Consider the following 23,745-nt stretch of genomic DNA (forward strand, 5'->3'; position numbering starts at 1 on the left):
AACAAGAATAATGGCAATTCTTCAAATTGGTGCAGGCGGCGTAGGTTGGGTAGTCGCGCATAAAGCAGCGCAAAATAACGACGCACTGGGTGATATCACAATTGCATCACGTACGGTCAGTAAGTGTGAAAAAATCATCGAATCTATTCAGAAGAAAAACAACCTGAAAGATCCATCTAAGAAGCTGGAAGCTCGCGCTGTAGACGCTGATGATGTGGAAGCGTTAGTGGCGCTAATCAAAGACGTTCAACCGGATCTCGTTATTAACGCTGGTCCTCCATGGGTAAACATGACCATCATGGAAGCGTGTTATCAAGCAAAAGTATCGTACCTAGACACGTCAGTCGCTGTCGATCTGTGCTCTGAAGGGCAGCAAGTTCCACAGGCATACGATTGGCAGTGGGGTTACCGCGAGAAGTTTAAAGAAGCGGGTATCACGGGTATTCTGGGTGCAGGTTTTGATCCTGGTGTGGTATCGATATTTGCTGCTTACGCAGTGAAACACTTGTTCGATGAAATCGACACCATCGATGTTATGGATGTGAACGCGGGTGACCACGGTAAGAAGTTCGCAACCAACTTTGACCCAGAAACCAACATGCTGGAAATTCAAGGCGATTCTTTCTACTGGGAAAACGAAGAGTGGAAACAAGTACCATGTCATTCTCGTATGCTAGAGTTTGATTTCCCGAACTGTGGGACACACAAAGTGTACTCAATGGCGCATGATGAAGTTCGCTCAATGAAAGAATTCATTCCTGCTAAGCGTATCGAGTTCTGGATGGGGTTCGGTGACAAGTACCTAAACTACTTCAACTGTATGCGTGATATCGGCTTGCTAAGCCCAGATCCACTTACTTTGCATGATGGAACAGTCGTTCAGCCTCTGCATGTTCTTAAAGCATTGTTGCCAGATCCAACTTCTTTGGCACCAGGCTACACTGGCTTAACGTGTATCGGAACGTGGGTTCAAGGTAAGAAAGACGGCAAAGAGCGCAGTGTGTTCATTTACAACAATGCCGATCACGAAGTGGCGTACGAAGACGTTGAGCATCAAGCCATCTCTTACACGACGGGTGTTCCTGCCATTACCGCAGCACTTCAGTTCTTCCGCGGTGAGTGGGCAGACAAAGGTGTGTTCAACATGGAGCAACTAGATCCAGATCCGTTCCTAGAAACCATGCCTTCTATTGGTCTGGATTGGCATGTTCAAGAGTTGGAAGTTGGTCAAGGGCTACCGGTTATCCATACTTTGAAGTAATTCTTGTTATTTGCTGCTGTAGCGTTGTCCATCGCGTTCACTTACATTCGTAAACAACGCTCGGTCTCATAGCTACAAAAGCAAATCTCAACGAATTCCAAACAAAATAAATATAAGCCGATGCTCCTGCGTCGGCTTTGTACGATTTGGCAGTGCTTTCTAGCGAAGGCTCTCAAGGTACTAACAATGCAAAAAAGCGAACTTAAAACGCCTTACTTCATGATTAATGAAGATAAGTTGATAGCAAATTTAGAGAAAGCAAAACAACTGAAAGAGATTTCGGGTGTGAAGTTGGTGTTGGCGCTCAAGTGTTTCTCCACTTGGGGTGTGTTTGACATCATCAAACCCTATCTAGATGGAACAACAAGCTCCGGTCCATACGAAGTTAAACTCGGACATGAAACCTTTGGTGGCGAGACTCACGCATACAGCGTTGGCTACAGCGAAGAAGACGTTCGCGAAGTCGCTGAAATTTGCGACAAGATGATCTTTAATTCCCAAAATCAATTGGCTGCCTATCGCCATATGGTTGAAGGCAAAGCTTCGATTGGTTTACGTCTAAACCCTGGTGTAAGTTATGCGGGGCAAGACTTAGCAAATCCTGCCCGAAAATTTTCTCGCTTGGGCGTTCAAGCCGATCATATTAACCCAGACGTATTCGATTCAATTGACGGTGTAATGTTCCACATGAACTGTGAGAACAAAGACGTAGACGCTTTCATTGGTTTGCTGGATTCCATTTCAGAGCAGTTTGGTGATTACCTAAACAAACTGGATTGGGTCAGTATGGGCGGCGGTGTATTTTTTACTTGGCCGGGTTACGACATAGAAAAACTGGGGCTGGCGCTGAAAGCATTCTCTGAGAGGCACGGCGTTCAGATGTACCTAGAGCCAGGCGAAGCCATCATCACCAAAACGACCGATTTAGTGGTTACTGTCGTCGATGTGGTTGAAAACCAAATGAAAACGGCCATCGTCGATTCTGCAACGGAAGCGCATCGATTGGATACCCTTATCTACGATGAACCCGCATCGATCCTTGAAGCGAATGAAAGTGGCGAGCACCAATACGTGATTGGCTCATGCTCCTGTTTGGCTGGCGACCAATTCTGCGTAGCGAACTTTGATGCACCGTTAGAAATTGGACAGAAGCTACACATCTTAGACAGCGCAGGCTACACCATGGTTAAGCTAAATTGGTTCAATGGGCTTAAAATGCCATCCATTTACTGTGAGCGCTCCGACGGGGAAATTCAAAAGCTGAATGAATTTGATTACTCCGATTTCAAACGCTCACTATCTCAGTGGTCGGTTTCGTAACATTCGAAAGAGAATCAATAACGGGCGAATACGTGGTGTGTTCGCCCTTTTCATATCTTATCTATTGACTCGTGTAGAGAATACTGAAAAATTCGTAGGAGTTAGGGGAAATAAACCCTAGAGAGTTCACACACAGAAAGGAAACCTATGTCCAGTAAGCCGTCCAATACCGTTACTATGTCTGATGTTGCCAAGTTGGCGGGTGTTTCTCGGGCGTCGGCTTCTAAGTATTTCAATGGTGATATGTCACTAAAACAAGCCACCATTGCGCGTATTCAAGCAGCGTGCGAAGCGTTGCAATATGTGCCGAATCAACACGCGGTAAACCTAGTGAAAGGGCAGAGTTCGTTAATTGCCGCAGTTGTCCCTTCTACGACAGACAGCTTTTACTCCGGCACGCTCAAATACATCGAAGATTTTGCCAATGAAAAAGGCTTGAATCTCATTGTACAAAGTACTCATGGCGATCCAGAACGCGAACGCAAAATCATTCAATCGCTCCGGAGTTTAAAGCCGAGATCGCTGATTCTTGTTCCAACCTCAAATGATGAAACATCCGTTCAGTTTTTTGAAGCGCTTCGACACGATATCCATATCGTTTGGCTGGATAACTGCTTACTCGAAAACGCCAGTTATGTGGTTAACGACAATCGTCACAGTTTGGAGATCATCACTGACTATTTTCTAGAAAAAGACATTCACCCATACTATTTGGATGTACCTAAAATTCTGGAAAAACCGTCGATTACAGCTCGGCGGAAAAGCTATCAAGATTGCCTTAAAAGAGCCAATCTTAAGCCGCGCTTCATCGTTGATGAAACGTCGGATATTACTTGGCCAGATGCCAATTACGGCTACGAAATGATTCACCAATGGCTAAAAGAGACCAATTGGAAGGCACAGCCATGCGGCATTATTTGTATGAACGACAACATTGCGGTGGGGGCTTTGAGTGCACTGAATAATGCAGGTGTGAAAATCGGTAAACAGGTTTTACTCGCAGGTCATGATGATATTGAATTGGCGCCGTACTTACACCCACCATTGACCACGGTGAAACAAAGCTGTAATCAGATGGCAAGAGCCGTTGTTGATGCCGTGTTGGAGCCAGAAATTATTCGCGAAGTGACGATCCATTCAAGATTAGTGAAAAGACTTTCGGCGTAATCCTTACTCATAAAATGGACCTTTCGAGCCTATTTTTTGATTGAATTTCATACATGATCATTTTCGGTGTGGAATTTAAATCTACATAACTAACTGTATTTTAAAGAGTCCATCTTTCCGCTTATTTCCAAACTGTTCACTAAATCACCTTTCTCATTTTTGATTATATACACGTGTCTAAAAGTAACATAGGGTTAACTTTAACGGTTCGGTTTGAAAATCGGGTAAAGGCAAATCGGACGAATTGCCAGTCTCTAGTGACGTTTTTGCATTGCTAGTAATGCCCATGTCATCCCATCTGAAACAAGGAAGGAAAACGATGAAACATACCGTAAAAGTTGCCACCATGACGGCAATCATTGGTTTGTCTGCGATGTTTAGCCACATGACCAATGCCGCCGAAAAGTTGAAACTCGCCCTTATCCCGGGTGTGGTTGACCCGTTTTATTTCACCATGCATCGCGGTGCCCAACATGCTGCTGATGCCATTGGCGCGGATTTGGCTTTCCAAGTTCCAAGAGAATGGAATACCACCGCTCAAGTACCAATACTGAATGCGATCATTGCAAAAAAACCTGATGCGATCCTGATTTCCCCCGTGGATAAGCAACAACTCATCGCCCCACTGAAACAGGCTGTAGATGCGGGCATTCGCGTCATTACTGTCGATACTTTCATTGACGATGGTAACTACCAAGATGGGTCGGGACCGGGTGATTTCGTTGATAGCTATATCGCTTCAGACAATGTTTTAGGCGGTCGAATTGCAGCGCGCGCACTTGCTGAATCCATTGGACACAAAGGTAAAGTGTACGTTGCCAGCGTGAAACCAGGTATCTCTACCACAGACCAGCGTGCTGAAGGCTTTATGGATGAAATGAAACGCTGGCCGGATGTTGAAGTTCTTAAAATTCAATACAACGAAGATGATTCCAATAAATCCGCATCTCAACTTCAAGCTGTTTATGCACGCAACCCAGATTTAGCGGGTGTGTTTGGCGCAAATACTTTCTCTGCTTTGGGTGCTGCGGAAGGCGTTAAAAAACTGGGTAAAGTTGGAAAAATCAAAGTTGTTGCATTTGATGCACTGCCAAGAATTGTGCAAGACATCAAGTCTGGTTTGGTCGATATCGCTGTAGCTCAACAACCTGCCACGATGGGGTATTACGGAGTGATGACGGCTCACGCACTTCTGACTGGGCAAGCAGTGCCTAACCAGATCGGTACAGGGTTTGTGGTGATGGATAAATCGAACATCGATTCTCCAGACATCCTGAAGTACGTGTATTCAGATTAAACCTCAAAGCGATGCCTCATCAATAGGTGTGTCACAGAGCAGTGGTTCATCGAGTGATGAGCCATAGAATTCAGTAAGGGTCTTCAACCCTAAGCATTCGCTTGAAACTAAGGGGCAGAAGGATTCTGCCCCAGAAACTCCAAAAATAGGTGTTATTTATGTCTAGTGTTCCAACTACCACAAAGGCAGAGGACAGCTCATCTCAAGATACGGGATTTTCTTGGCTGGAATGGTTGAGTAAAGCGTGGCCTTGGTTGTTTTTGAGCTTATTGCTGATCTTTTTCGAAGTGTGGTCTCAAATTATGTTTGAAACGACGTTTCTGGGTAACAGCTTTACCTTACAAAGCATCGCGTTGTTTGCTGCTGCGCCACTTTTACTTGGAATTGGTCAAACTTTTGTCATCATCGCGGCGGGAATCGATTTGTCGTTGGGTTTCATCATGGGCTTTGCGTCCGTAATAATGGCTACCACGATGAACTTAATGCCTGCGGATACCTTCATTGCCATTGTGGTTGGGTTTGCTGCTGCGCTATTTGCTTCCTTTATACCCGGGGTTATTAATGGAACCTTGATCGCTCGGCTCGCTATTCCTCCTTTTATCGGAACTCTGGGCATGTATGGCGTGGCGCGAGGAATGGGTTTCATCTTTGCCGATGGCACCACAGTGCCTGTCAACAATACGTACTTGTACGCGTTTGGTAATGGCAAGTTACTTGGAATCCCTTACCCCGTTCTTCTCGCCCTCGCGGTTTTGATTGTCGCGCATTACATCCTTTCTCAAACTCGCTTTGGTCAATACACCTACGCAATAGGTGGTAACAGGCATGCGGCTATCCGCTCAGGAATCAAAGTAAAACGACAGCTGACTTGGGTATATATCCTCGCGGCGTTGTGTGCAGGGTTGGCAGGGGCTACGTATACGGCAAGGTTTTCTGCGGGTGCAGCACAGGCGGGTGAACCGATGCTTTTGGATTCCATTGCAGCAGTTGTTATTGGCGGTGCAAGTCTATTTGGTGGCTATGGCACTGTGGTTGGTACATTAATCGGGGCTCTGATAATCGCGGTGATCCAGTTTGGTCTGGTATTCATAGACGTGGAACCATTTTGGCAGTTTGTCGCCGTCGGGGTCGTGATTATTGTCTCTGTGTTTATTGACCAATCTAAATCTAAGCTGACAGGAGGCTCCGGTGATTAGTACTTCTGAAATGAAACCGATTCTTTCTGCTTCAAAGATTTGCAAAACATTTGGTGGTGTTGAAGCCCTTAAAGATGTGTCGTTTGAAGTTAAGCCAGGCGAAGTGATGGCGCTGGTGGGGGATAATGGAGCAGGAAAATCTACCTTAATTAAAACACTGTCTGGAGTCTATATCCCGGATAGTGGAACCATGACGTACCAAGCGGAACAAATTGCGTTTGAAGACCCGTCACAAGCTCGAAGTTCAGGTATCGAAACCATCTATCAGGACTTGGCACTCGCCGATAATTTGGACGTGGGCAGCAATATTTTTCTTGGTCGAGAACCTAAAACCAAACGCCTTGGTATTTTCCCTGTTCTCGACAGAACGTACATGACCAAAGTGGCAGAAGAAGTGATTAAGCCACTGGACATTATCATCCCTAAAGCTTCGTTGAAAAAGCCTGTATTGAGTTTGTCTGGTGGTCAGAGGCAAGCGATCGCCATTGGTCGCGCAGTGTATTGGCAAGCCAAAGTGCTGATCATGGATGAACCGACAGCCGCGCTCGGAGTGCCAGAGCAAAGAAAGGTGATGGAACTGATTTTAAAACTCAAAGAACAAGGCGTTGCGATCATTCTTATCTCTCACAACATGAATGACGTGTTTGCCGTATCCGACAGAATTACAGTCCTTCGTCGTGGTCAAGTGGTTGGAGTGCGTGAGGCTTCAGAAACCAACAGCGAAGAACTCGTCCATTTAATGGTTGCAGGCTAAGGAAAATATCATGTTATCAGCAAGAATGAACCGATTGTTTGGAGAGTCAGGTCACTGTTTTGATGTGGCGATAGACCACGGAATGTTTAATCAGGGCGCGTTTCTACAAGGCATCGAGAATATGGAACAAGCCATCTCTGCCATTGTGAAAGCCGACCCGGATGCCATCCAACTTCCGCCGGGCAGTGCTCGCTTACTACAAGGCATGAACAAGTCTAAGAAACCAGCATTGGTATTGAGAACAGACATTGCGAACTGCTATGGCACGGAGTTGGTGCCGCCTATTTTTTCTGAAATGATCGAAAATCCAGTGGAAAGAGCACTTAGGTTAGATGCGGCTTGCGTGGTGGTGAACCTATTGCAATTGCCGAACGAGACCGATTTGTATCGTCAGTGCTTAAAACGAATCAACGTGCTGCGCAAAGAATGCGAGATTTACGACATGCCCTTAATGGTCGAGCCCTTGGTTATGCAGCCCAATAGCAGCGCTGGCGGCTATATGGTCGATGGTGACATCAGTAAAATTGTCCCTTTGGTTCGTCAAGCCAGTGAGCTGGGGGCGGATATCATTAAAGCGGATCCTTGCGACGATGTGAGCCAATACCACAAAGTGATCGAAACTGCGCAGCAAGTGCCTGTTTTGGTCAGAGGGGGCGGTCGGGTGAGTGATGACGAAATTCTGAAAAGAACATCCGAGCTTATGGAGCAGGGAGCAAAGGGGATTGTGTATGGTCGCAATGTGATTCAACACCACGACCCTGCCGGAATTACGCGCGCCCTAATGAAAATTGTCCATGAAGGCGTAACGCCACAAGAGGCAAAATTGCTGATTGGGGACGCATCATGAAAACCATCCGATTTGGGATTATTGGCGGTGGGATGATGGGCAAAGAATTTGCCTCGGCAGCCTCACGTTGGTGTCATTTAACGAATGTTGCAGGCAAGCCTGAAATCGTCGCGCTGTGTGATACCAACACGTCAATACATGGCTGGTATCGAGACAATTTTCCATCCATCAGAACTTATACTGAAAATTACCAAGAGCTACTTAGCGATGAATCCATCGATGCGATTTATTGCGCGGTGCCACATCACTTACATGAAAAGCTCTATATAGACATCATCAAAGCAGGGAAGCACCTACTTGCTGAAAAACCTTTCGGCATCGACAAATCGGCATCTGAAAAGATTTTAGCGTGCATTGACGATCACCCAGAGGTGTTTGTTCGTTGTACTTCAGAATTTCCATTTTACCCAGCGATGCAAGCCATGATTCGGGACATGGAAAACAGCGGCGAGAATACCTTTCTACATGCTGATATTGGATTCCTTCACTCCAGTGATATCAATCCGGATAAACCAATTAACTGGAAACGGCAGAAGCAATTTTGTGGTGAATACGGTTGTATGGGTGACTTGGGAATGCACATTCTGCATGTGCCACTAAAGCTGGGTTGGGCATTTGACAGCGTTTATGCCCAATTAAGCGATGTGGTGAAGAGAAGAAAGAACACACAAGGGGAGTGGATAGACTGCGATACCTTTGAAAATGCCGATTTACATTGTATGACGAGTTGGCAAGGTCAGGTATTTCCAACACGTTTGAAAACGTACCGAATAGCACCAGGTCACAATAATTCTTGGTATTTTGAGCTGCATGGAATCAATGGCAGTTTTCGATTTTCTACTGCAAACCCAAATCAGTACGAAAAAATGGAATATCAGGCTGGTGGTGCACAAATATGGCAAACCGTACCCGTAGGGTATTTGCCCGTTTACCCGACCATTTCAGGTGGAATCATGGAGTTTGGTTTTACCGATGCTGTATTACAAATGTGGGCATCTTTTATCGACGAGCTGGCGTCTGGCAGCGTATCAGGCTTTCAATGTGTTACACCTCAAGAAGCCATGATCCAGCATCAAATTTTCACGGCAGCCTTGCTGTCTCATCAAAATAAATCTGTGGAGAAAATACAATGAAACGATCTCAGGTCAATCAAGCCATACGCGACGCTGAAGAATTGATGGAAAAATTTCATTTTAAACTTCCGCGTTGGGGGAATTGGAATAAAGAGGTATGGCAAGGTAATGGCGACCTAGCAGCTTACAATCATAAATACCAGCTAGGGTGGGATGTGACCGACTTCAACGAAGACCGATTCGACCAACGAGGGTTGGTTTTATTTTGCATTCGCAATGGCGATCAGTCGGATAAAAACAGCGTACCTTATGCTGAAAAAATCATGATGGTAAAAGAAGAGCAGGAAACCCCCCTTCATTATCACAAGAAAAAAGTAGAAGACATCATCAACCGCGGTGGCGGTAACTTAGTGGTGGAATGTGTGAAAGTGAATGGTAAAGGTGAGCACTTAGACAAAGACATCGAAGTAACGGTGGATGGGGAGGTTGTAAGGGCGAAACCGTTCGAGAAAATCATTCTTACACCAGGTCAAAGCATTCGAATCCCCACTGGATTAATGCATCGCTTTTACGGTGAAAAAGGCAAAGGTCCTGTACTGACTGGCGAAGTATCGATGGCGAACGACGACAATGGTGACAATTATTTTGATCAGCCACTTGGCCGCTTTTCAGACATTGTTGAAGACGAACCTGCGATTTATCCACTTTGGAATGAGCTTAAGTAGGTGAGTATGGCAGGTAGAAAAGGCATTCTGTGCATCGGGAATTGGATCATCGATTTGGTTCATTTTGTCTCCCCTTGGCCCGAAAAATCGGGTCTAGGGCTTATTGAGCGACAAGTCAAAGGCCCCGGTGGTTGTGCATTTAATGTGGCGATTGGCCTAAGCGTTCTAGACGACACCTTACCTGTTTATGGGTGTGGTGTGGTGGGGGACGACGAATACGGTCAGCTTGCTTTGGATATCTGCCATCAATACGGGTTCGACTATTCGTGGATCAAGTCGGTCCCAGGCATTACAGCGCACACTCATGTTATGACGGATATAAGCACCGGCGAACGGACCTTCTTTTATCAGGATGGAGTATCGGCGGGCTTTTCCCCAGTCGACATTCCTTATACCGCCATTGGTATGCGAAACATAAAAATTGCACACTTTGGGTATTTATTGCTGCTCAAAACCATGGATACCTTAGACAGAAACGGTTTACCTTACGCTGCCAAAGCGCTAAAACAGTTAAAGATCTTGGGCTTAGAAACCAGTTTAGACATGGTTTCGACGGAAATTGAAAACGTTGAAAAACAGGTTACTCCTTGCCTCAAATACGTCGACCACTTGATCATAAATGAACTCGAAGCAGGGTACTGCTTACAAAAAAAGCTGCGAAAAAACGGAACAATAGACTCAGAAGACATCTTGGAAGCCGCGAAGGCACTGCTTGAGAAAGGGGTAAATAAAAACGTCATCATCCACATGCCAGAAGGCGCCGCGTGGGTTTCTAAATTTGGTGACTATATTTGGGTTGAAAGCCTACAGCTCAGCCCTGAAGATATTGTTTCTAGCGTAGGGGCGGGAGACGCGTTTTGCAGTGCTTGCCTTTGGGGCATCTATAATGAAGTTAGCCCAGAAAAAACACTTCATTTGGCTAACGCAAATGCCGCCGAATGTTTGAAAGGGTATACAACGGTTGATTCGTTAGTGTCTATTCAGAGTATTCAAGAAAAATACTAATTTACAGTGACTAGCTAGAAATCCCGATCTGCGTTTGCGTGATTTCGTCTACTTAATTAAAAGGGGGCTTCTCATAATCGCTATCAGGCAATGAACCTCGCGCTGACTTAATTTCTCTATATCTACCCCTCTTATTATCTATCTGGATAAGCATTAAATTCTTAATGTGAGATCTTTCGCATATTGTGCAATCTATATTTCTATTAATGACAATAAATGCTTTTTAATTCAGGCACTTTGAAATTTCAAGAAGTGTTGTATCCATGTCTAAACCTGCCGCACGTGTTGGAGATGCGCACGCCTGTCCGGATAAAACGGGGAAAATCCCTCATGTGGGGTGTCCTGTTGCAGCTGGCTCACCAAATGTACTGGTCAATTCTATGCCTGCAGCCCGTCAGGGTGATATGGCTCCATGTATTGGTCCCCCAGATTCCATATCTGCTGGTTCATCAAGCGTTTTCATTAACGGAAAACCGGCTGCTCGAATGGGAGATGGGACGGCTCATGGCGGCGTTATTGCAAGTGGTAGCGGCAATGTATTAATTGGAGATGCAGGTATTATGGTAAGTTCTGAAAGCTCCGAAGTTGCGGCAATCAAAGAACGAGATAAAGAAGAAGCCAGAGCAGGATATCAACCAACGGAGTTTGTTCCTATCAAGAGCCTAGTTGAAGCTGAAGAGTTACATTTACCCATGCTAAAACTGTGTTCGATGGGGCAATAATATGTTGGAGTGGTTTAGCGAAAACGAGCATCTAAATATCTATTGGCTTAGTGGCCATCAGTCCCCAGAAAGTGAGAAATGGCAAAACATGGATGTGCCCTATTTCTCTTTGTTCGATGGGGAGCATTTTTCTGATCTTGTTTCTATGTCCCCCGTCCTATGGGATGTATCTAGCGTTTACAACATAACAGATTCAAAAATTTGGATGGAGGGTTGATCTGCTCCAGCAAGACTGGACACTTCATTAAGCGACATTTTGCTGTTCAAAGTTAACTGGGCTTAGATACCCAAGAGCACTGTGCCTTCTCATCCGATTATAATCAACCTCAATGTACTCGAAGACCGTTTGGCGCATCTCATTTCTTGTCATGATCGGTTCGTATTGGATCGCCTCGACTTTCATAGAATGGAAGAAGCTCTCAACACACGCATTATCCCAACAGTTTCCTTTTCTACTCATACTTTGTTTTAGGTTATAAGCACTTATTATGTCCCTATAGTCTTTTGAGCAATACTGGCTACCTCGATCACTATGGACAGTAACATGCTCAGGGAACCCTCGACGGAACAGAGCCATTGATAATGCATCGCAGACCAGAGTTGCCGTCATCCTCGTATCCATTGACCAACCGATCACTTGTCGTGAGTAAAGGTCGATGATGACAGCCAGATACAACCAGCCTTCGCTCGTGGCAAGATACGTGATATCTCCCGCCCATTTTTGATTCGGAGCCGTTGCGTTAAAGTCTTGAGCTAGCAAGTTCGGCGCTACGGGCATCTTATGCTTGCTATCCGTCGTACATTTAAACTTGCGTGCCGCTTTCGGCGTTAAATCCTGACGCTTCATACTGGCGGCAATGGTTTTAACATTACGGCTATCCCCATTCTCAGCTAGCTCTTTCTGGATGCGCCTTGAGCCATCACGCCCCTTACTATTGTCAAAAGCTTTTTTGACTTTTTCATCAAGCTTTTGGCGTATTGCCTCACGCTGGATGGTACCTTGTGGCGATGCTTAATCCAGTAATAGAACCCACTTCGTGAAACTTCGAACACCTTAGCCATGCGGACCACATTGAAACACAGAAGGTGTTCTAGCATAAATTCATAGCAATCTACTTTAGATTTTTCGCGAAGTAGGTGGCGGCCTTTTTTACGATATCTAGCTCTTCAGCTTGCTCAGCCAATTGCCTTTTGAGCTTGGCGACTTCGGCAGCGAGATCTCTTTCACGCTGACTGGTACTGGTGTCTTTTTTAATTGCCTTACGCCAACCGTAGATCTGGGATTCATGCAACCCGAGCTGCCTCGCTGCCGCAGCAACTCCCACTTTCTCTGATAGCTTCAAAGCTTCTGCCTTAAATTCAGGGGAATGTTTAATTCTAGTTTTTTTGTTAGTTGTCATTGTTCACCTCGTTAGTGATTGTACTCACTTAACTTGGTGTCCAAAACTGCTGGGGCGGATCAGGTATCCTTTTCGCGACATCTTCCAGTTCGGAAGACTTACTCCAGCATTTAAGAAGCTTATTGGTTTCTGGTTATGAGGGTGAAGAAGTTTTCTTCCGTTTTTACGATCCGGAAGTATTGGGTGGGATGCTTCCTAGCTTCAGTAAAGAAGAACTTGCAGAGTTTCTCGGCTGTAATCACGCCATTTCGTTAACCAGAGAAGGGCGAGTGATAAATAGGTCACATCTTCCACCTAAGCGCTGGCAACCCACAGATGAGCCTTGGTGGAGAATACGCAAACATCATCTAAAGCATTGCTATTCGTTTACAGCACATGCCCCCAATATCGAGAAAGCCTGTTGGCAATGGATGCCTGAACTCGTTCAAAGGTTTGAAGTCCCCAAATTAAGAATCACAGAGCTTTTAACATTTGCTCATTCTAAAGGTTTGCAACCCAGAGACAGCGAGTTGTATGTATTTTCCCGTCTCGCCCCTGTAGAGGTTAATTCGGAAATACTGATAGAAAAAATGATGTTGGATGAAAGTTATTTACCCAAGTTGAACTCGTGGAGACAAAGTCATGTTTGAGTTTTGTGCACCTTGTATGCAAAAGAAATATTGGATAGAACTGACGTTTCGTGATGAATTCAATCAACCTCTGAGTTGGGTATCAGGTAACCTTATTGATCCGCCCCAACAGTTTTGGACACCAAGTTAAGTGAGTACAATCACTAACGAGGTGAACAATGACAACTAACAAAAAAACTAGAATTAAACATTCCCCTGAATTTAAGGCAGAAGCTTTGAAGCTATCAGAGAAAGTGGGAGTTGCTGCGGCAGCGAGGCAGCTCGGGTTGCATGAATCCCAGATCTACGGTTGGCGTAAGGCAATTAAAAAAGACACCAGTACCAGTCAGCGTGAAAGAGATCTCGCTGCCGAAGTCGCCAAGCTCAAAAGGCAATTGGCTGAGCAAGCTGAAGAGCTAGATATCGTAAAAAAGGCCGCCACCTACTTCGCGAAAAATCTAAAGTAGATTGCTATGAATTTATGCTAGAACACCTTCTGTGTTTCAATGTGGTCCGCATGGCTAAGGTGTTCGAAGTTTCACGAAGTGGGTTCTATTACTGGATTAAGCATCGCCACAAAGCCATCCAGCGTGAGGCAATACGCCAAAAGCTTGATGAAAAAGTCAAAAAAGCTTTTGACAATAGTAAGGGGCGTGATGGCTCAAGGCGCATCCAGAAAGAGCTAGCTGAGAATGGGGATAGCCGTAATGTTAAAACCATTGCCGCCAGTATGAAGCGTCAGGATTTAACGCCGAAAGCGGCACGCAAGTTTAAATGTACGACGGATAGCAAGCATAAGATGCCCGTAGCGCCGAACTTGCTAGCTCAAGACTTTAACGCAACGGCTCCGAATCAAAAATGGGCGGGAGATATCACGTATCTTGCCACGAGCGAAGGCTGGTTGTATCTGGCTGTCATCATCGACCTTTACTCACGACAAGTGATCGGTTGGTCAATGGATACGAGGATGACGGCAACTCTGGTCTGCGATGCATTATCAATGGCTCTGTTCCGTCGAGGGTTCCCTGAGCATGTTACTGTCCATAGTGATCGAGGTAGCCAGTATTGCTCAAAAGACTATAGGGACATAATAAGTGCTTATAACCTAAAACAAAGTATGAGTAGAAAAGGAAACTGTTGGGATAATGCGTGTGTTGAGAGCTTCTTCCATTCTATGAAAGTCGAGGCGATCCAATACGAACCGATCATGACAAGAAATGAGATGCGCCAAACGGTCTTCGAGTACATTGAGGTTGATTATAATCGGATGAGAAGGCACAGTGCTCTTGGGTATCTAAGCCCAGTTAACTTTGAACAGCAAAATGTCGCTTAATGAAGTGTCCAGTCTTGCTGGAGCAGATCATATCGCCGACAGCGGTGAGAAAACCTCATTTATGCTTGCAGAATCTCCTGTTTTAGTGAGTAATCTAACGGCAGGTCGCTACAAGGTTGAGCTCGATTTTGACGAATGGGTACCGTTAGTCCAATCGAGAAAGCCTCGTGAAGAAGGCGCATCCTCCAACGTAAAACAAGCGTGGGATGGGGCTGTGGGCGTACAGTCTAACCCTGTTAACTATATTTTCGCTACCACAGGGGATTTTGTAAACCTAGAAAAAGAAGAACAAAACCTTAGTAACGAAGATAAGCAAGAAAACCCAAATAAAGTAGAAGCATTTCACGCCTTTGATGAACACCAAAAGGGCGCGCAAGGCTCTTTTTCTATTGAAACTAATCAGAGTTATGTTTTCGAAATTAAGGGGTTTAACGCACAAAGCGAAAAGGAAAAATTCTTAGTCGAAACCATCGGGTTATCGCATGGATCAGAACAAGACTTTGAATTTTATGACCTAACGGACATGAACCAAAAAAACACCATTGAAAGTAGAAAATTGGTGGATAGTGAAAATGAAATCTCGACAGTGTATGGGTGGGATTGGAAACCAGAAGTAGACAACGCCAATGTGTGGTTAAAGGTTGAAAGCGAAGGCGACCCCATTAAATTGCCTCTGTTTAACGATGTTTCCAACACACCAGAGCGCTCAGATGAACAAGATTTTCAAGTGTGCGCTTTCTTACCATTCACCACGCTCCCAAGCTTTGATAGAGAAAAAAAGCAACAAGATTGCATAGCGTTGTCTCGCTCAGGGTATGTGTACCTGACATATCGCGGCAAGTTCTGGCGCGAGATAGAAATTTCTACCGATGATAATGGCGAAATGGTTTACCGTGACGTTCACCTATACCAATACCGGGAAGGACGGGACAAACCCTTCCGATTGAAAGAGCGCCGAGAAGTCACAGGAAAGCCCATTAAAGAAATTTGGTATCCGTCAAGAGAGTCGGGCAACGTAACCGACGTCCGAATCGCGTTTTCAGAAGTGCAGTGGAGTGCGGCTCGCCTTAACTATTTAGAAAATGATCAATCTGAGTTAGAACAACGGCTACAACCGCCAGAATTCTTGGAAGAAGATCTGGATACGCTGCCTGAAATGAGAGCAAGACAAGCGGATTTGGAATACTTACTGCCAGACCCAAGCTTATTGGTGCATGACTTATCCGGTGAATGGTTCCAAGCTAGATACAACACCATAGAGCAAAACCTTCAAAAGTCCTTGGATGATGGATGGTTTGCTAACAAGCAATTTCGAGAAGAAACCAACCCCTTCTATGTTGAGCGTTTAGAACTCTACTTAAAGTATCACGCGATCATGCATCTCAACCAAAAAGAAGGAGTGGTCGAGAATAGAGAAGGCGCTGAACGCCCCGATTTTTCCATGCCGTCAAGCCAAGATCTATTGCAGGATGCCAAGAGCCGAAACATTAAAGGCGTATTGCTGCCTGATCCGTTATTTGAATTGCGTCAGCACACTTACTTGATCAACTACGCTTCTCTGTTTTTGATGGCAGTGAGTGAAAATGCGACTCATCAACCGCATTTTAGAAGTGCTGAGTTGGTGCAAAGCTTTATTATGCAAGAAAAATTCGGCAAAGAGCCGAATCCATACTACCAATACAAAAAAGCACTCGATTATGGGTACAGTAGCAAATATAGCCGAACGCTAAGGGAAGCTGAGCGGCTTTCTGCTCGTATGGCAATTGAAGATATCAAACCAAAATTGCAACACACACTGGAGCAGAATGACTTCTATCATGCGGCGCGAGATGTGAACTCCGGTGACAACCAAGATCCAACATTGGTCCACGTACTAGCTGGGAGAGCGCTAAGCGCGCTTTCATTGCATTCACGTGGTGTTGATAAAATTGGTATGCCCAATGAAGATTTCGGAAATCCCTATATCGAAAGTGCGGAGCGCATATTAAGAAACGACAACAGCCACAAGCTCCACCGTGTACTGTTCCCCGAATTAGATGACATTGTTGAAATAAAGGGGGAAGGTGATGAAAAAATGGTGCACCTCAAACCTTGTGTGGAGGGCATTGTTCCCCATAACGATGGATCTGGGTTCACCACCTTAGCGCTGATTGCTCAGTGGGCAGATGAAAACCTGCTATTGAATATTGAAGAGATCAAATCGGAAGAACTCAAAGATGCCCTCACTGGGGAAATGATGGGCATGGATAATGAGCAGGGCGAGTATGGCACAATCAGGCGCGTGACTGGTGCTGTTAATGGGTTGTTCCAAGGGTATTTTGAATCACTCAATGCGGTGACCGCTTCAATGGTTGGCACCCAAACCACTTCATTCCTGATTAAAGCGTATCTATCGCCGTTAGCCATGTTAAAACATGGAGCGCCACCTGTGATGGGGCATATCAATCTTTATGAAGCAGGGCAACACCAGCTTTCCGGCGTGGTCGTTGGTACGGCAGAAATGGGGGCAGACGGTATGCCTCGAAATCAATGGGGAACCACCAATGGTGAGCGTTTGCCTAGTCGTTCATCGAATCATGTGAATAAAGAGGTGTACCAACAATTCGAAGATACGCAAGAACTGGTCATGGCAAGTAAGAAACGCACGATTAAAAATATCGCTAGCCAACATAACATGGATTTTCAGCCTAGCAAGAAAACATGGTTAGTGAACATCGCACCAGAAGGGTCGGATTTAGCTAAATTGGCACAAGACCCAGAATACAACCGGGCCTTTAAAGATCTTGAAAGCGAAGGTATAGCCGGCAACAAACTGAGTAACACCTATTACAAACTTAGGCTGCCTTATGCCATAACAGTTATTGAAGTGTTTAATTTACATGCCAATGCAGAGCATTTTAAGAAATTACGTAGTTCAGACAGAAGCTTATACAATATCGTTAGCGCAGGAAGTGCAGCACTTGATTTTGCTATTACGCTTGGTCATTCTGCGAATTTGTTGATGGGGCAAAATGCCCAAGCGCTGCAATGGATGAATAAGACACACAAAACACCTGAATTGTTTGTAAAAAAATTTGGGGTAGCTACGAACATATCAAGGCTTACTTACGCAGGGTATATCGCAGGTCTTGTAACATCAGGTATAGCCCTAAGAGATGCTTTGGTTTCTTTTTCTGAAAATGATCATGATGCTGGGGTGGCCATGGGGCTGGTGGCGATGGGTTCCGCCCTATCCAGCTTTGCTTATTTAGGGGCGAAAGGTTCACTATTAGCCATGCTGGGGTGGTGGGGGTTAGGTTTTGCTGTGGTCGGCGGGCTACTTTACATCTGGCTGAAAGACGGTGAAATGGAACGCTGGCTAAAGAATGGTCCGTTCTCTGACTCGCCACCAGAAAAGCTAAAGCAATTGCAAGATTCAGACATTGGCTATCGGCATTTAGTGAATTTGCTTTTAAATTTTGGTGTCAACCTCTATACACTGGGTCGTTTTATGGGCAACTCTGGTATCGAGATTTCGCAAGAAGCACTGTCAAAAATACATAGCAGCGGTAGCACACATGTTATTTATTTAAGAAGCAACCTTCACCATATTTTAAATACGGATCTGATCAACGAATCGCTCCATATTCGCGAATCGGCATTGCAAGAAATTAGAGAAGTGGATTCAGGAAATCTCTATGCTTCTCCTAAGTTTTTCCCTTTAAGCGCTGACAATATGGCAGTGCAATACGAGCATAATGTGTTGGATGGCAAGCTCTATTTCGTTACATTCACCAAACCTGTTCCCCAAACCAAACAGCAGCTTATTCCACAGACGTACAAGATATATGAATTCAGTTACCAACGAGCCGTTACCGTGCGTGCACAGCTAAAGGTAGATGAGTACATTTTCCCACTTCCGCCGATGGACAAACCCATAGACTCATCGGCTCGTGACATTCCATTGTTTGATAATGATGATATTGGTTGGTTGCAAGTATCATCAGTTGGTAAATGAAATGAATAAAAGAAATCTAGCATTTGATAGCCGTGAACCTCAGAGGCAAGACAATTTAGGCCGAGAAAAACATCGCTTTCAGTTAAAAAATACATTAGGGGAAAATCTAAGTTTTACTAAATCTCAAGATGACTCTCCTATTAGCTTGATAAGGAAATTAAGATCTTCTGGGATTAATGATGATATAAGTTTTTGGAATGAGCATAGGCTAGCTGCTACAGATTTGATTACCATTAGTTATATTTTATTCTACACCCACCTGATAGCAAGAGGCACGGTGATTTTTTTTGTTCCTATTAGTTTCTTTATATCTTTAGGAGCATTTTTTGTTCATCCATTTAATGATGCACTTGAGGTCTTCGTACACCTTAATACTATGAGTGCTTTATATGTACTAATGCCATTTGGAAGTACTTGGTTTTTCCTTTGGTTACTATTTGAAAAGTTCCCTGCTAGCTTAGCTCATAAGCTAGTAAGAAAAAAACATGAGCTAAACCGCCAAACAGGCATGGTGAGTCTTTATGGCAATGATGAAGATGTGATCTACAGCCACCCCTTTGTTGAGTTTGATTGCCGTTTATTCAGCTCAACCAACCAATATGGGCATCTTTCTTTTGGCATCGCTCTTGTGCATCGTTACTGCGATTACAGCCAGCACGTCACCATTGGAGAAATGATTGGTTCCACCCACCCAGACGATCATAAACGCTTGTGGAACGTGATTCAGCAATATATGGACGTTAGCCAACCATTGCCCGACTTGCCTTTATTAGAAGCGTTCCGTAGCAAAGACCCAACAACCGCCGCCTACGACAAAGAAATCGGGCGAGATCCCAAATACTGGCGCAGTATGTCGGACAAAGAGTTTGATCAAGTGGTCGCACAAATGGCAGAAAACCAAAAACACATTCCGCCACTCGGCAAGCCGATCAATATTTATGCGCAAACCCCAGAAGAAATCCATGTTGTTTAGCGGTAGCTCAGAAGTAATGGCTGATGGCTTTGTCGCAATCGACCTGCGTAGGGGTGCGGTTCGCGACCTTCCACTCTTTGACAGCGATGATATTGGCTGGTTGCAAACATCATCGGTAGGTAAATAACATGAGTAAAGAATTCTCAGTATTTGATAGTACTCAACCTCAACACCAAGATCGCCCAGAAACAAGAAAAAATAGATTTGGTCGGTTAAATACATCTGGGCAAAAGTTTGACTACACGCTAACTCAGGATGATGCCCCTATTAACTTAATTGAAAAGTTAAAACCTTCATCAATCAAAAGTGACGATGTAGAGTTTTGGGATGAAAATAATCTTTTGAATTCAGATTTCATAACAAAATATCAAGTTTTTTACTATATTTATATGATTTCCAAAGGAATGGTTATATTTTTTTTCCTATAGTGTTTATGTTGTCACTGTGGGGGTCTCTTTTTAAACCATTTCAGGAAGGGTTAGATATTTTTATAGATATTAATATGATGGGAGTAAATTATGTACTTATTCCATTCGGTAGTGCTTGGGGGCTGACATTATTATTATTTCACCAATTCGCTCATAAAATGGTCAGGAAGAAATATACGCTAAGCCGCCAAACTGGCATGGTTACCCTTTATGACAATGATGAAGATGTGATCTACAGCCACCCTTTTGTTGAATTTGATTGCTGTTTATTCAGTTCAACCAACCAATACGGTCACCTTTCTTTTGGCATCGCTCTTGTGCACCGTTACAGCGATTACAGCCAGCACGTCACTATTGGAGAAATGATTGGTTCAACCCACCCAGACGATCATAAACGCCTGTGGAACGTGATTCAGCAGTATATGGACGTTAGCCAACCACTGCCCGACCTGCCGTTATTAGAAGTGTTCCGTAGTAAAGATCCAACAACGGCAGCATACGACAAAGAAATCGAGCGAGATCCCAAATACTGGCGCAGTATGTCGGACAAAGAGTTTGATCAAGTGGTCGCACAAATGGCAGAAAACCAAAAACACATTCCGCCACTCGGCAAGCCGATCAATATTTATGCGCAAACCCCAGAAGAAATCCATGTTGTTTAGCGGTAGCTCAGAAGTAATGGCTGATGGCTTTGTCGCAATCGACCTGCGTAGGGGTGCGGTTCGCGACCTTCCACTCTTTGACAGCGATGATATTGGCTGGTTGCAAACATCATCGGTAGGTAAATAACAATGAGTAAAGAGCTCTCAGTATTTGATAGTACTCAACCTCAACACCAAGATCGCCCAGAAACAAGAAAAAATAGATTTGGTCGATTAAATATATCAGGGAAAAATTTTGACTACACCCAAACTCAGGACGATGCACCCTTAAATTTAATTGAAAAGTTGAAGCCTTCTGAAATAAAAGGTGACGACTCTAATTATTGGAATGAGAAAAGCATATCAAACTCGGATTTTATAAATATATATCAGGCTGTATATTTCATTTATATGATTTCAAAAGGAGTGGTTATATTCTTATTCCCCGTTTTTCTATTAGTATCGTTCCTACCAATATTCGGTGGGCATTCGCTTATGGATACTGTTTATGGTATTGCTGAGCTTGTAGCTTGGTCTGTATGTTACGTTCTTTTGCCCGGAGGGGGGGGGGGTGGTTGACTACATACCTTTCATTTAAATACTTTGCCCATATAATGCTAAGAAAAAAATACACGCTGAGCCGCCAGACAGGCATGGTTACCCTTTATGATAATGATGAAGATGTGGTATACAGCCACCCCTTTGTTGAATTTGATTGCTGTTTATTCAGTTCAACCAACCAATACGGTCACCTTTCTTTTGGCATCGCTCTTGTGCACCGTTACAGCGATTACAGCCAGCACGTCACCATTGGAGAAATGATTGGTTCAACCCACCCAGACGATCATAAACGCCTGTGGAACGTGATTCAGCAATATATGGACGTTAGCCAACCATTGCCCGACTTGCCTTTATTAGAAGCGTTCCGTAGCAAAGACCCAACAACCGCCGCCTACGACAAAGAAATCGGGCGAGATCCCAAATACTGGCGCAGTATGTCGGACAAAGAGTTTGATCAAGTGGTCGCACAAATGGCAGAAAACCAAAAACACATTCCGCCACTCGGCAAGCCGATCAATATTTATGCGCAAACCCCAGAAGAAATTCACGCAGTTTAGCGAACGTAAGTAAGCAGAAAAGAGTATTTCAATATGGGTATGATGAGAGTATCAAGTGATACTCTCATCTTGTTTTAATCCTCCAACACGACACGCGTGTCTTCGCTCAGCGATTCCAGCTCATTAATGATGTCGTTGATGTTGGATTCTTTAGGTATTTTTAATGCCATGGTCGAGCTGAAGAGACTGGAACTAACACCGCCTCCGCCAGCAATAAATACGCGCTGGCAGTCCATGTCTAATATGCTAACTCCCTGTCCATCCAGCACATGACTGATTTCATTCACGATACCGGCTCTATCATTAGAGTCCAATCTGATTTGGTGGATGGTATCGGCTTCGTAGCTCAGATCGCTCGCTTGGCTGAATTGTACGATGAGGTCGGGTGTATTTAAGAAAGCATCTTTGACGGTATCTTCATTCTCAGATGGCAACTCAATTTTTATAACGGCTGCGACTTGGTGTTCAATGAAATTCACTTTGCTAAGAAGCCACTTTCCACCATTATCGTGTGTCGTTGACGCTAATTTTTTGATAGTGGTAGGGGTTGCAGTGCCGACAAAATTTACAATAAAAGTCGTGTACATATTACATCCTCCTGATCGCAGGGTGGCTATTAACTATACCCAAGTAACTTCAAGATGCTGAACTCTGCACCTTGAGGTCGCTTGGGTATAAGTGAGTATAGAAAATTAGCGGTAGGGAAATATGATAAGAATCAAGTTTATTAAAAGCGCAGTGGATATAGCTCTAAAAATCGAATAAAGCTCTAAAAATTGAAAAAGCGCCACGAAGGGCGCTTTGGACAAGGTAAAGAACAACGTTAAAAGGTTAACGTCAGTTCCATTCCGTAGAACTGTTTGTCTAGTGGACCTTGCGGGTTTACTGCCATATCGACTTCGGTTTGGTAACCTGTCCAAGGCTGAGTTCGGAAGTTAAACTTCGCATCACCACCCCATGCGTCTGTCACCCAATAATGAATGTGACCAACTGGGTTTAGGAAAAACAGCGAGACGTCACCTAGGGTTTCAGACCCTAATACTTCACCACCATTGTGGACAATTTTTTGTTCGCCTTCGAACATCAGTTCACCGACAACAGCGCCAAAGAAAGGTGTGATGAAAATATCTTGCCAAGATGGGATCTCAGCAAACGCTTCTACGCCAAATTCCCAGAACAACGTCGACATTGTCATTGAGTAGAGATAAGACTCAAATTCATTAAATCCTGCATGACGAGAAGCCGTGTAGTAAACACCACCAAAGTATGGGTGCATTATATAGTTGAGGAAGTGCTCGTCTCTGTCCCATACAGGACCTTGGCTGACATTATCAGACCATTTTTTCCCAAGCTTACTCATATCGCGTGCTTCTGCATCCCACTTGGTAATACTCTCAGGCAGAAGTGTCATTAAGCCCACTGTAGCAACGCTGAGACCCAAAATCGTATAGGTTTGTTCTTTAAGGTAATTCCAGTCTTTTTCAGGCTGAACTTGAAGATACAATGGAAGAGGCGCTTCGAGTTTTGGTTCCGTCTCAATATTGTCATTTAAAGAGAGATAGAATGGATTTACATTTGTTTCAATGTTAAGACTGTAGCTTTGTTGATCATCGCCGCTATATAAGTCATAAGAGTAGTTGTTGATATCAAAATCAGCAGCTTGGGTTGACGTAGCAAATGCAAGCAATGCGGTAGACAGTGACTTCAGTCGCACAGAGATCTCCATTGAGAAAAACCAAAAATAGTGAGCTGAGCATTATTCTCTTTACGAATGATAGATGCAATCCCTTTAATCGTTAAAAAATTGAAAAATATCAGCTTGTAGGGCGGTCTAATTAGAATAGTTGAGCTGAATGTAGTTGACTATGAATTACTATTTT

The 23,745-nt window shown here is 44.3% G+C and carries 25 protein-coding genes and 1 pseudogene; 23 read left to right on the plus strand and 3 right to left on the minus strand.

Annotated elements, in window-relative coordinates:
- Positions 1-10: 10 nt before the first annotated feature.
- The 12 genes from LDO37_RS06870 to LDO37_RS06925 all read left to right on the plus strand — a co-directional run bounded on the left by LDO37_RS06870 (position 11) and on the right by LDO37_RS06925 (position 11,584).
- Positions 11-1,261, plus strand: a complete 1,251-nt coding sequence (locus LDO37_RS06870; protein ID WP_104398886.1) for a carboxynorspermidine synthase — start codon at positions 11-13, stop codon at positions 1,259-1,261.
- Positions 1,262-1,447: 186 nt separating this feature from the next.
- On the plus strand, positions 1,448-2,581 hold the full coding sequence (nspC, locus tag LDO37_RS06875; RefSeq protein WP_126606688.1) for a carboxynorspermidine decarboxylase: 1,134 nt from the start codon (positions 1,448-1,450) through the stop codon (positions 2,579-2,581).
- Positions 2,582-2,728: 147 nt separating this feature from the next.
- Positions 2,729-3,748, plus strand: a complete 1,020-nt coding sequence (locus LDO37_RS06880) for a LacI family DNA-binding transcriptional regulator (RefSeq protein WP_126606687.1) — start codon at positions 2,729-2,731, stop codon at positions 3,746-3,748.
- Positions 3,749-4,067: 319 nt separating this feature from the next.
- Positions 4,068-5,045, plus strand: a complete 978-nt coding sequence (locus LDO37_RS06885) for an ABC transporter substrate-binding protein (protein WP_101115513.1) — start codon at positions 4,068-4,070, stop codon at positions 5,043-5,045.
- Between the two features lie 158 nt (positions 5,046-5,203).
- A complete protein-coding gene (locus tag LDO37_RS06890) occupies positions 5,204-6,241 on the plus strand; it encodes an ABC transporter permease subunit (RefSeq protein ID WP_126606686.1) in 1,038 nt (345 codons plus the stop codon).
- The gene (locus LDO37_RS06895; RefSeq protein WP_224055372.1) at positions 6,234-6,995 is read left to right on the plus strand and encodes an ATP-binding cassette domain-containing protein; all 762 of its coding nucleotides are present in this window, start codon (positions 6,234-6,236) and stop codon (positions 6,993-6,995) included. Before LDO37_RS06890 ends, LDO37_RS06895 begins: the two co-directional genes overlap by 8 nt.
- A 10-nt stretch (positions 6,996-7,005) precedes the next feature.
- Positions 7,006-7,842, plus strand: a complete 837-nt coding sequence (locus tag LDO37_RS06900; protein ID WP_126606685.1) for a class I fructose-bisphosphate aldolase — start codon at positions 7,006-7,008, stop codon at positions 7,840-7,842.
- On the plus strand, positions 7,839-8,975 hold the full coding sequence (locus tag LDO37_RS06905) for a Gfo/Idh/MocA family protein (RefSeq protein ID WP_221768510.1): 1,137 nt from the start codon (positions 7,839-7,841) through the stop codon (positions 8,973-8,975). The genes LDO37_RS06900 and LDO37_RS06905 overlap by 4 nt, the downstream gene beginning before the upstream one ends.
- Positions 8,972-9,640, plus strand: coding sequence for a D-lyxose/D-mannose family sugar isomerase (locus LDO37_RS06910; RefSeq protein WP_126606683.1), 669 nt, complete (start codon positions 8,972-8,974; stop codon positions 9,638-9,640). The genes LDO37_RS06905 and LDO37_RS06910 overlap by 4 nt, the downstream gene beginning before the upstream one ends.
- 6 nt (positions 9,641-9,646) lie before the next feature.
- Positions 9,647-10,645 carry a carbohydrate kinase family protein gene (locus LDO37_RS06915; RefSeq protein WP_126606682.1) on the plus strand — a complete coding sequence of 333 codons (999 nt, stop codon included), beginning with the start codon at positions 9,647-9,649 and terminating at the stop codon, positions 10,643-10,645.
- 263 nt (positions 10,646-10,908) lie between these two features.
- A complete protein-coding gene (locus LDO37_RS06920; protein ID WP_126606681.1) occupies positions 10,909-11,367 on the plus strand; it encodes a PAAR domain-containing protein in 459 nt (152 codons plus the stop codon).
- A gap of 1 nt (position 11,368) precedes the next feature.
- Positions 11,369-11,584 carry a hypothetical protein gene (locus LDO37_RS06925; RefSeq protein ID WP_126606680.1) on the plus strand — a complete coding sequence of 72 codons (216 nt, stop codon included), beginning with the start codon at positions 11,369-11,371 and terminating at the stop codon, positions 11,582-11,584.
- Between the two features lie 27 nt (positions 11,585-11,611).
- On the opposite strand, the pseudogene LDO37_RS06930 reads toward LDO37_RS06925, so the two are convergent.
- A pseudogene (locus LDO37_RS06930) lies at positions 11,612-12,767 on the minus strand (IS3 family transposase).
- Between the two features lie 65 nt (positions 12,768-12,832).
- Between LDO37_RS06930 and LDO37_RS06935 the strand changes: the two are divergent.
- The 11 genes from LDO37_RS06935 (at position 12,833) to LDO37_RS06985 (ending at position 21,865) form a co-directional block, all read left to right on the plus strand.
- Positions 12,833-13,396 carry a DUF4123 domain-containing protein gene (locus LDO37_RS06935; protein WP_224055435.1) on the plus strand — a complete coding sequence of 188 codons (564 nt, stop codon included), beginning with the start codon at positions 12,833-12,835 and terminating at the stop codon, positions 13,394-13,396.
- On the plus strand, positions 13,389-13,526 hold the full coding sequence (locus LDO37_RS06940; protein WP_185829951.1) for a hypothetical protein: 138 nt from the start codon (positions 13,389-13,391) through the stop codon (positions 13,524-13,526). Before LDO37_RS06935 ends, LDO37_RS06940 begins: the two co-directional genes overlap by 8 nt.
- 28 nt (positions 13,527-13,554) lie before the next feature.
- A protein-coding gene (locus tag LDO37_RS06945) for an IS3 family transposase (protein WP_224055256.1) occupies positions 13,555-14,708 on the plus strand; the annotation gives its coding sequence in 2 pieces (ribosomal slippage) (positions 13,555-13,801 and positions 13,801-14,708; 1,155 coding nt in all).
- On the plus strand, positions 14,698-18,705 hold the full coding sequence (locus tag LDO37_RS06950; protein WP_126610031.1) for a hypothetical protein: 4,008 nt from the start codon (positions 14,698-14,700) through the stop codon (positions 18,703-18,705). The genes LDO37_RS06945 and LDO37_RS06950 overlap by 11 nt, the downstream gene beginning before the upstream one ends.
- Positions 18,662-19,678, plus strand: a complete 1,017-nt coding sequence (locus tag LDO37_RS06955; RefSeq protein ID WP_224055374.1) for a hypothetical protein — start codon at positions 18,662-18,664, stop codon at positions 19,676-19,678. The genes LDO37_RS06950 and LDO37_RS06955 overlap by 44 nt, the downstream gene beginning before the upstream one ends.
- The gene (locus tag LDO37_RS06960; RefSeq protein ID WP_185829761.1) at positions 19,668-19,805 is read left to right on the plus strand and encodes a hypothetical protein; all 138 of its coding nucleotides are present in this window, start codon (positions 19,668-19,670) and stop codon (positions 19,803-19,805) included. Before LDO37_RS06955 ends, LDO37_RS06960 begins: the two co-directional genes overlap by 11 nt.
- A 1-nt stretch (position 19,806) precedes the next feature.
- Positions 19,807-20,106, plus strand: coding sequence for a hypothetical protein (locus LDO37_RS06965; RefSeq protein ID WP_224055375.1), 300 nt, complete (start codon positions 19,807-19,809; stop codon positions 20,104-20,106).
- Positions 20,107-20,180: 74 nt separating this feature from the next.
- Entirely contained in the window at positions 20,181-20,768 is a 588-nt protein-coding gene (locus LDO37_RS06970; protein WP_224055376.1) for a hypothetical protein, read from the plus strand.
- Positions 20,758-20,895, plus strand: a complete 138-nt coding sequence (locus tag LDO37_RS06975) for a hypothetical protein (protein WP_185829761.1) — start codon at positions 20,758-20,760, stop codon at positions 20,893-20,895. Before LDO37_RS06970 ends, LDO37_RS06975 begins: the two co-directional genes overlap by 11 nt.
- A 2-nt stretch (positions 20,896-20,897) precedes the next feature.
- Complete coding sequence (locus LDO37_RS06980) at positions 20,898-21,326, plus strand: hypothetical protein (RefSeq protein WP_126607216.1); 429 nt, start codon at positions 20,898-20,900, stop codon at positions 21,324-21,326.
- A 35-nt stretch (positions 21,327-21,361) separates the two neighbouring features.
- Positions 21,362-21,865 (plus strand): hypothetical protein, encoded by a 504-nt coding sequence (locus LDO37_RS06985; protein WP_224055377.1) that lies wholly within the window; start codon positions 21,362-21,364, stop codon positions 21,863-21,865.
- Between the two features lie 74 nt (positions 21,866-21,939).
- Here LDO37_RS06985 and LDO37_RS06990 read toward each other — a convergent pair whose 3' ends face one another.
- Together LDO37_RS06990 and LDO37_RS06995 are read right to left on the minus strand one after the other, a co-directional pair.
- Complete coding sequence (locus tag LDO37_RS06990) at positions 21,940-22,452, minus strand: glycine cleavage system protein R (RefSeq protein WP_101115525.1); 513 nt, start codon at positions 22,450-22,452, stop codon at positions 21,940-21,942.
- Positions 22,453-22,688: 236 nt separating this feature from the next.
- A complete protein-coding gene (locus LDO37_RS06995; RefSeq protein WP_399480960.1) occupies positions 22,689-23,591 on the minus strand; it encodes a DUF3943 domain-containing protein in 903 nt (300 codons plus the stop codon).
- Positions 23,592-23,745 lie beyond the last annotated feature (154 nt).

It is taken from the genome of Vibrio penaeicida, from assembly GCF_019977755.1.
GTDB classification, from domain to species: domain Bacteria; phylum Pseudomonadota; class Gammaproteobacteria; order Enterobacterales; family Vibrionaceae; genus Vibrio; species Vibrio penaeicida.

Bases quoted from the DNA above. Each gene is read 5' to 3' on its own strand.
- LDO37_RS06870 (WP_104398886.1), top strand. From the start codon at position 11: ATGGCAATTCTTCAAATTGGTGCAGGCGGCGTAGGTTGGGTAGTCGCG.
- nspC (WP_126606688.1), top strand. From the start codon at position 1,448: ATGCAAAAAAGCGAACTTAAAACGCCTTACTTCATGATTAATGAAGAT.
- LDO37_RS06880 (WP_126606687.1), top strand. From the start codon at position 2,729: ATGTCCAGTAAGCCGTCCAATACCGTTACTATGTCTGATGTTGCCAAG.
- LDO37_RS06885 (WP_101115513.1), top strand. From the start codon at position 4,068: ATGAAACATACCGTAAAAGTTGCCACCATGACGGCAATCATTGGTTTG.
- LDO37_RS06890 (WP_126606686.1), top strand. From the start codon at position 5,204: ATGTCTAGTGTTCCAACTACCACAAAGGCAGAGGACAGCTCATCTCAA.
- LDO37_RS06900 (WP_126606685.1), top strand. From the start codon at position 7,006: ATGTTATCAGCAAGAATGAACCGATTGTTTGGAGAGTCAGGTCACTGT.
- LDO37_RS06905 (WP_221768510.1), top strand. From the start codon at position 7,839: ATGAAAACCATCCGATTTGGGATTATTGGCGGTGGGATGATGGGCAAA.
- LDO37_RS06910 (WP_126606683.1), top strand. From the start codon at position 8,972: ATGAAACGATCTCAGGTCAATCAAGCCATACGCGACGCTGAAGAATTG.
- LDO37_RS06915 (WP_126606682.1), top strand. From the start codon at position 9,647: ATGGCAGGTAGAAAAGGCATTCTGTGCATCGGGAATTGGATCATCGAT.
- LDO37_RS06920 (WP_126606681.1), top strand. From the start codon at position 10,909: ATGTCTAAACCTGCCGCACGTGTTGGAGATGCGCACGCCTGTCCGGAT.
- LDO37_RS06925 (WP_126606680.1), top strand. From the start codon at position 11,369: ATGTTGGAGTGGTTTAGCGAAAACGAGCATCTAAATATCTATTGGCTT.
- LDO37_RS06940 (WP_185829951.1), top strand. From the start codon at position 13,389: ATGTTTGAGTTTTGTGCACCTTGTATGCAAAAGAAATATTGGATAGAA.
- LDO37_RS06950 (WP_126610031.1), top strand. From the start codon at position 14,698: ATGTCGCTTAATGAAGTGTCCAGTCTTGCTGGAGCAGATCATATCGCC.
- LDO37_RS06955 (WP_224055374.1), top strand. From the start codon at position 18,662: ATGATGATATTGGTTGGTTGCAAGTATCATCAGTTGGTAAATGAAATG.
- LDO37_RS06960 (WP_185829761.1), top strand. From the start codon at position 19,668: ATGTTGTTTAGCGGTAGCTCAGAAGTAATGGCTGATGGCTTTGTCGCA.
- LDO37_RS06965 (WP_224055375.1), top strand. From the start codon at position 19,807: ATGAGTAAAGAATTCTCAGTATTTGATAGTACTCAACCTCAACACCAA.
- LDO37_RS06970 (WP_224055376.1), top strand. From the start codon at position 20,181: ATGATGGGAGTAAATTATGTACTTATTCCATTCGGTAGTGCTTGGGGG.
- LDO37_RS06975 (WP_185829761.1), top strand. From the start codon at position 20,758: ATGTTGTTTAGCGGTAGCTCAGAAGTAATGGCTGATGGCTTTGTCGCA.
- LDO37_RS06980 (WP_126607216.1), top strand. From the start codon at position 20,898: ATGAGTAAAGAGCTCTCAGTATTTGATAGTACTCAACCTCAACACCAA.
- LDO37_RS06985 (WP_224055377.1), top strand. From the start codon at position 21,362: ATGCTAAGAAAAAAATACACGCTGAGCCGCCAGACAGGCATGGTTACC.
- LDO37_RS06990 (WP_101115525.1), bottom strand. From the start codon at position 22,452: ATGTACACGACTTTTATTGTAAATTTTGTCGGCACTGCAACCCCTACC.
- LDO37_RS06995 (WP_399480960.1), bottom strand. From the start codon at position 23,591: ATGGAGATCTCTGTGCGACTGAAGTCACTGTCTACCGCATTGCTTGCA.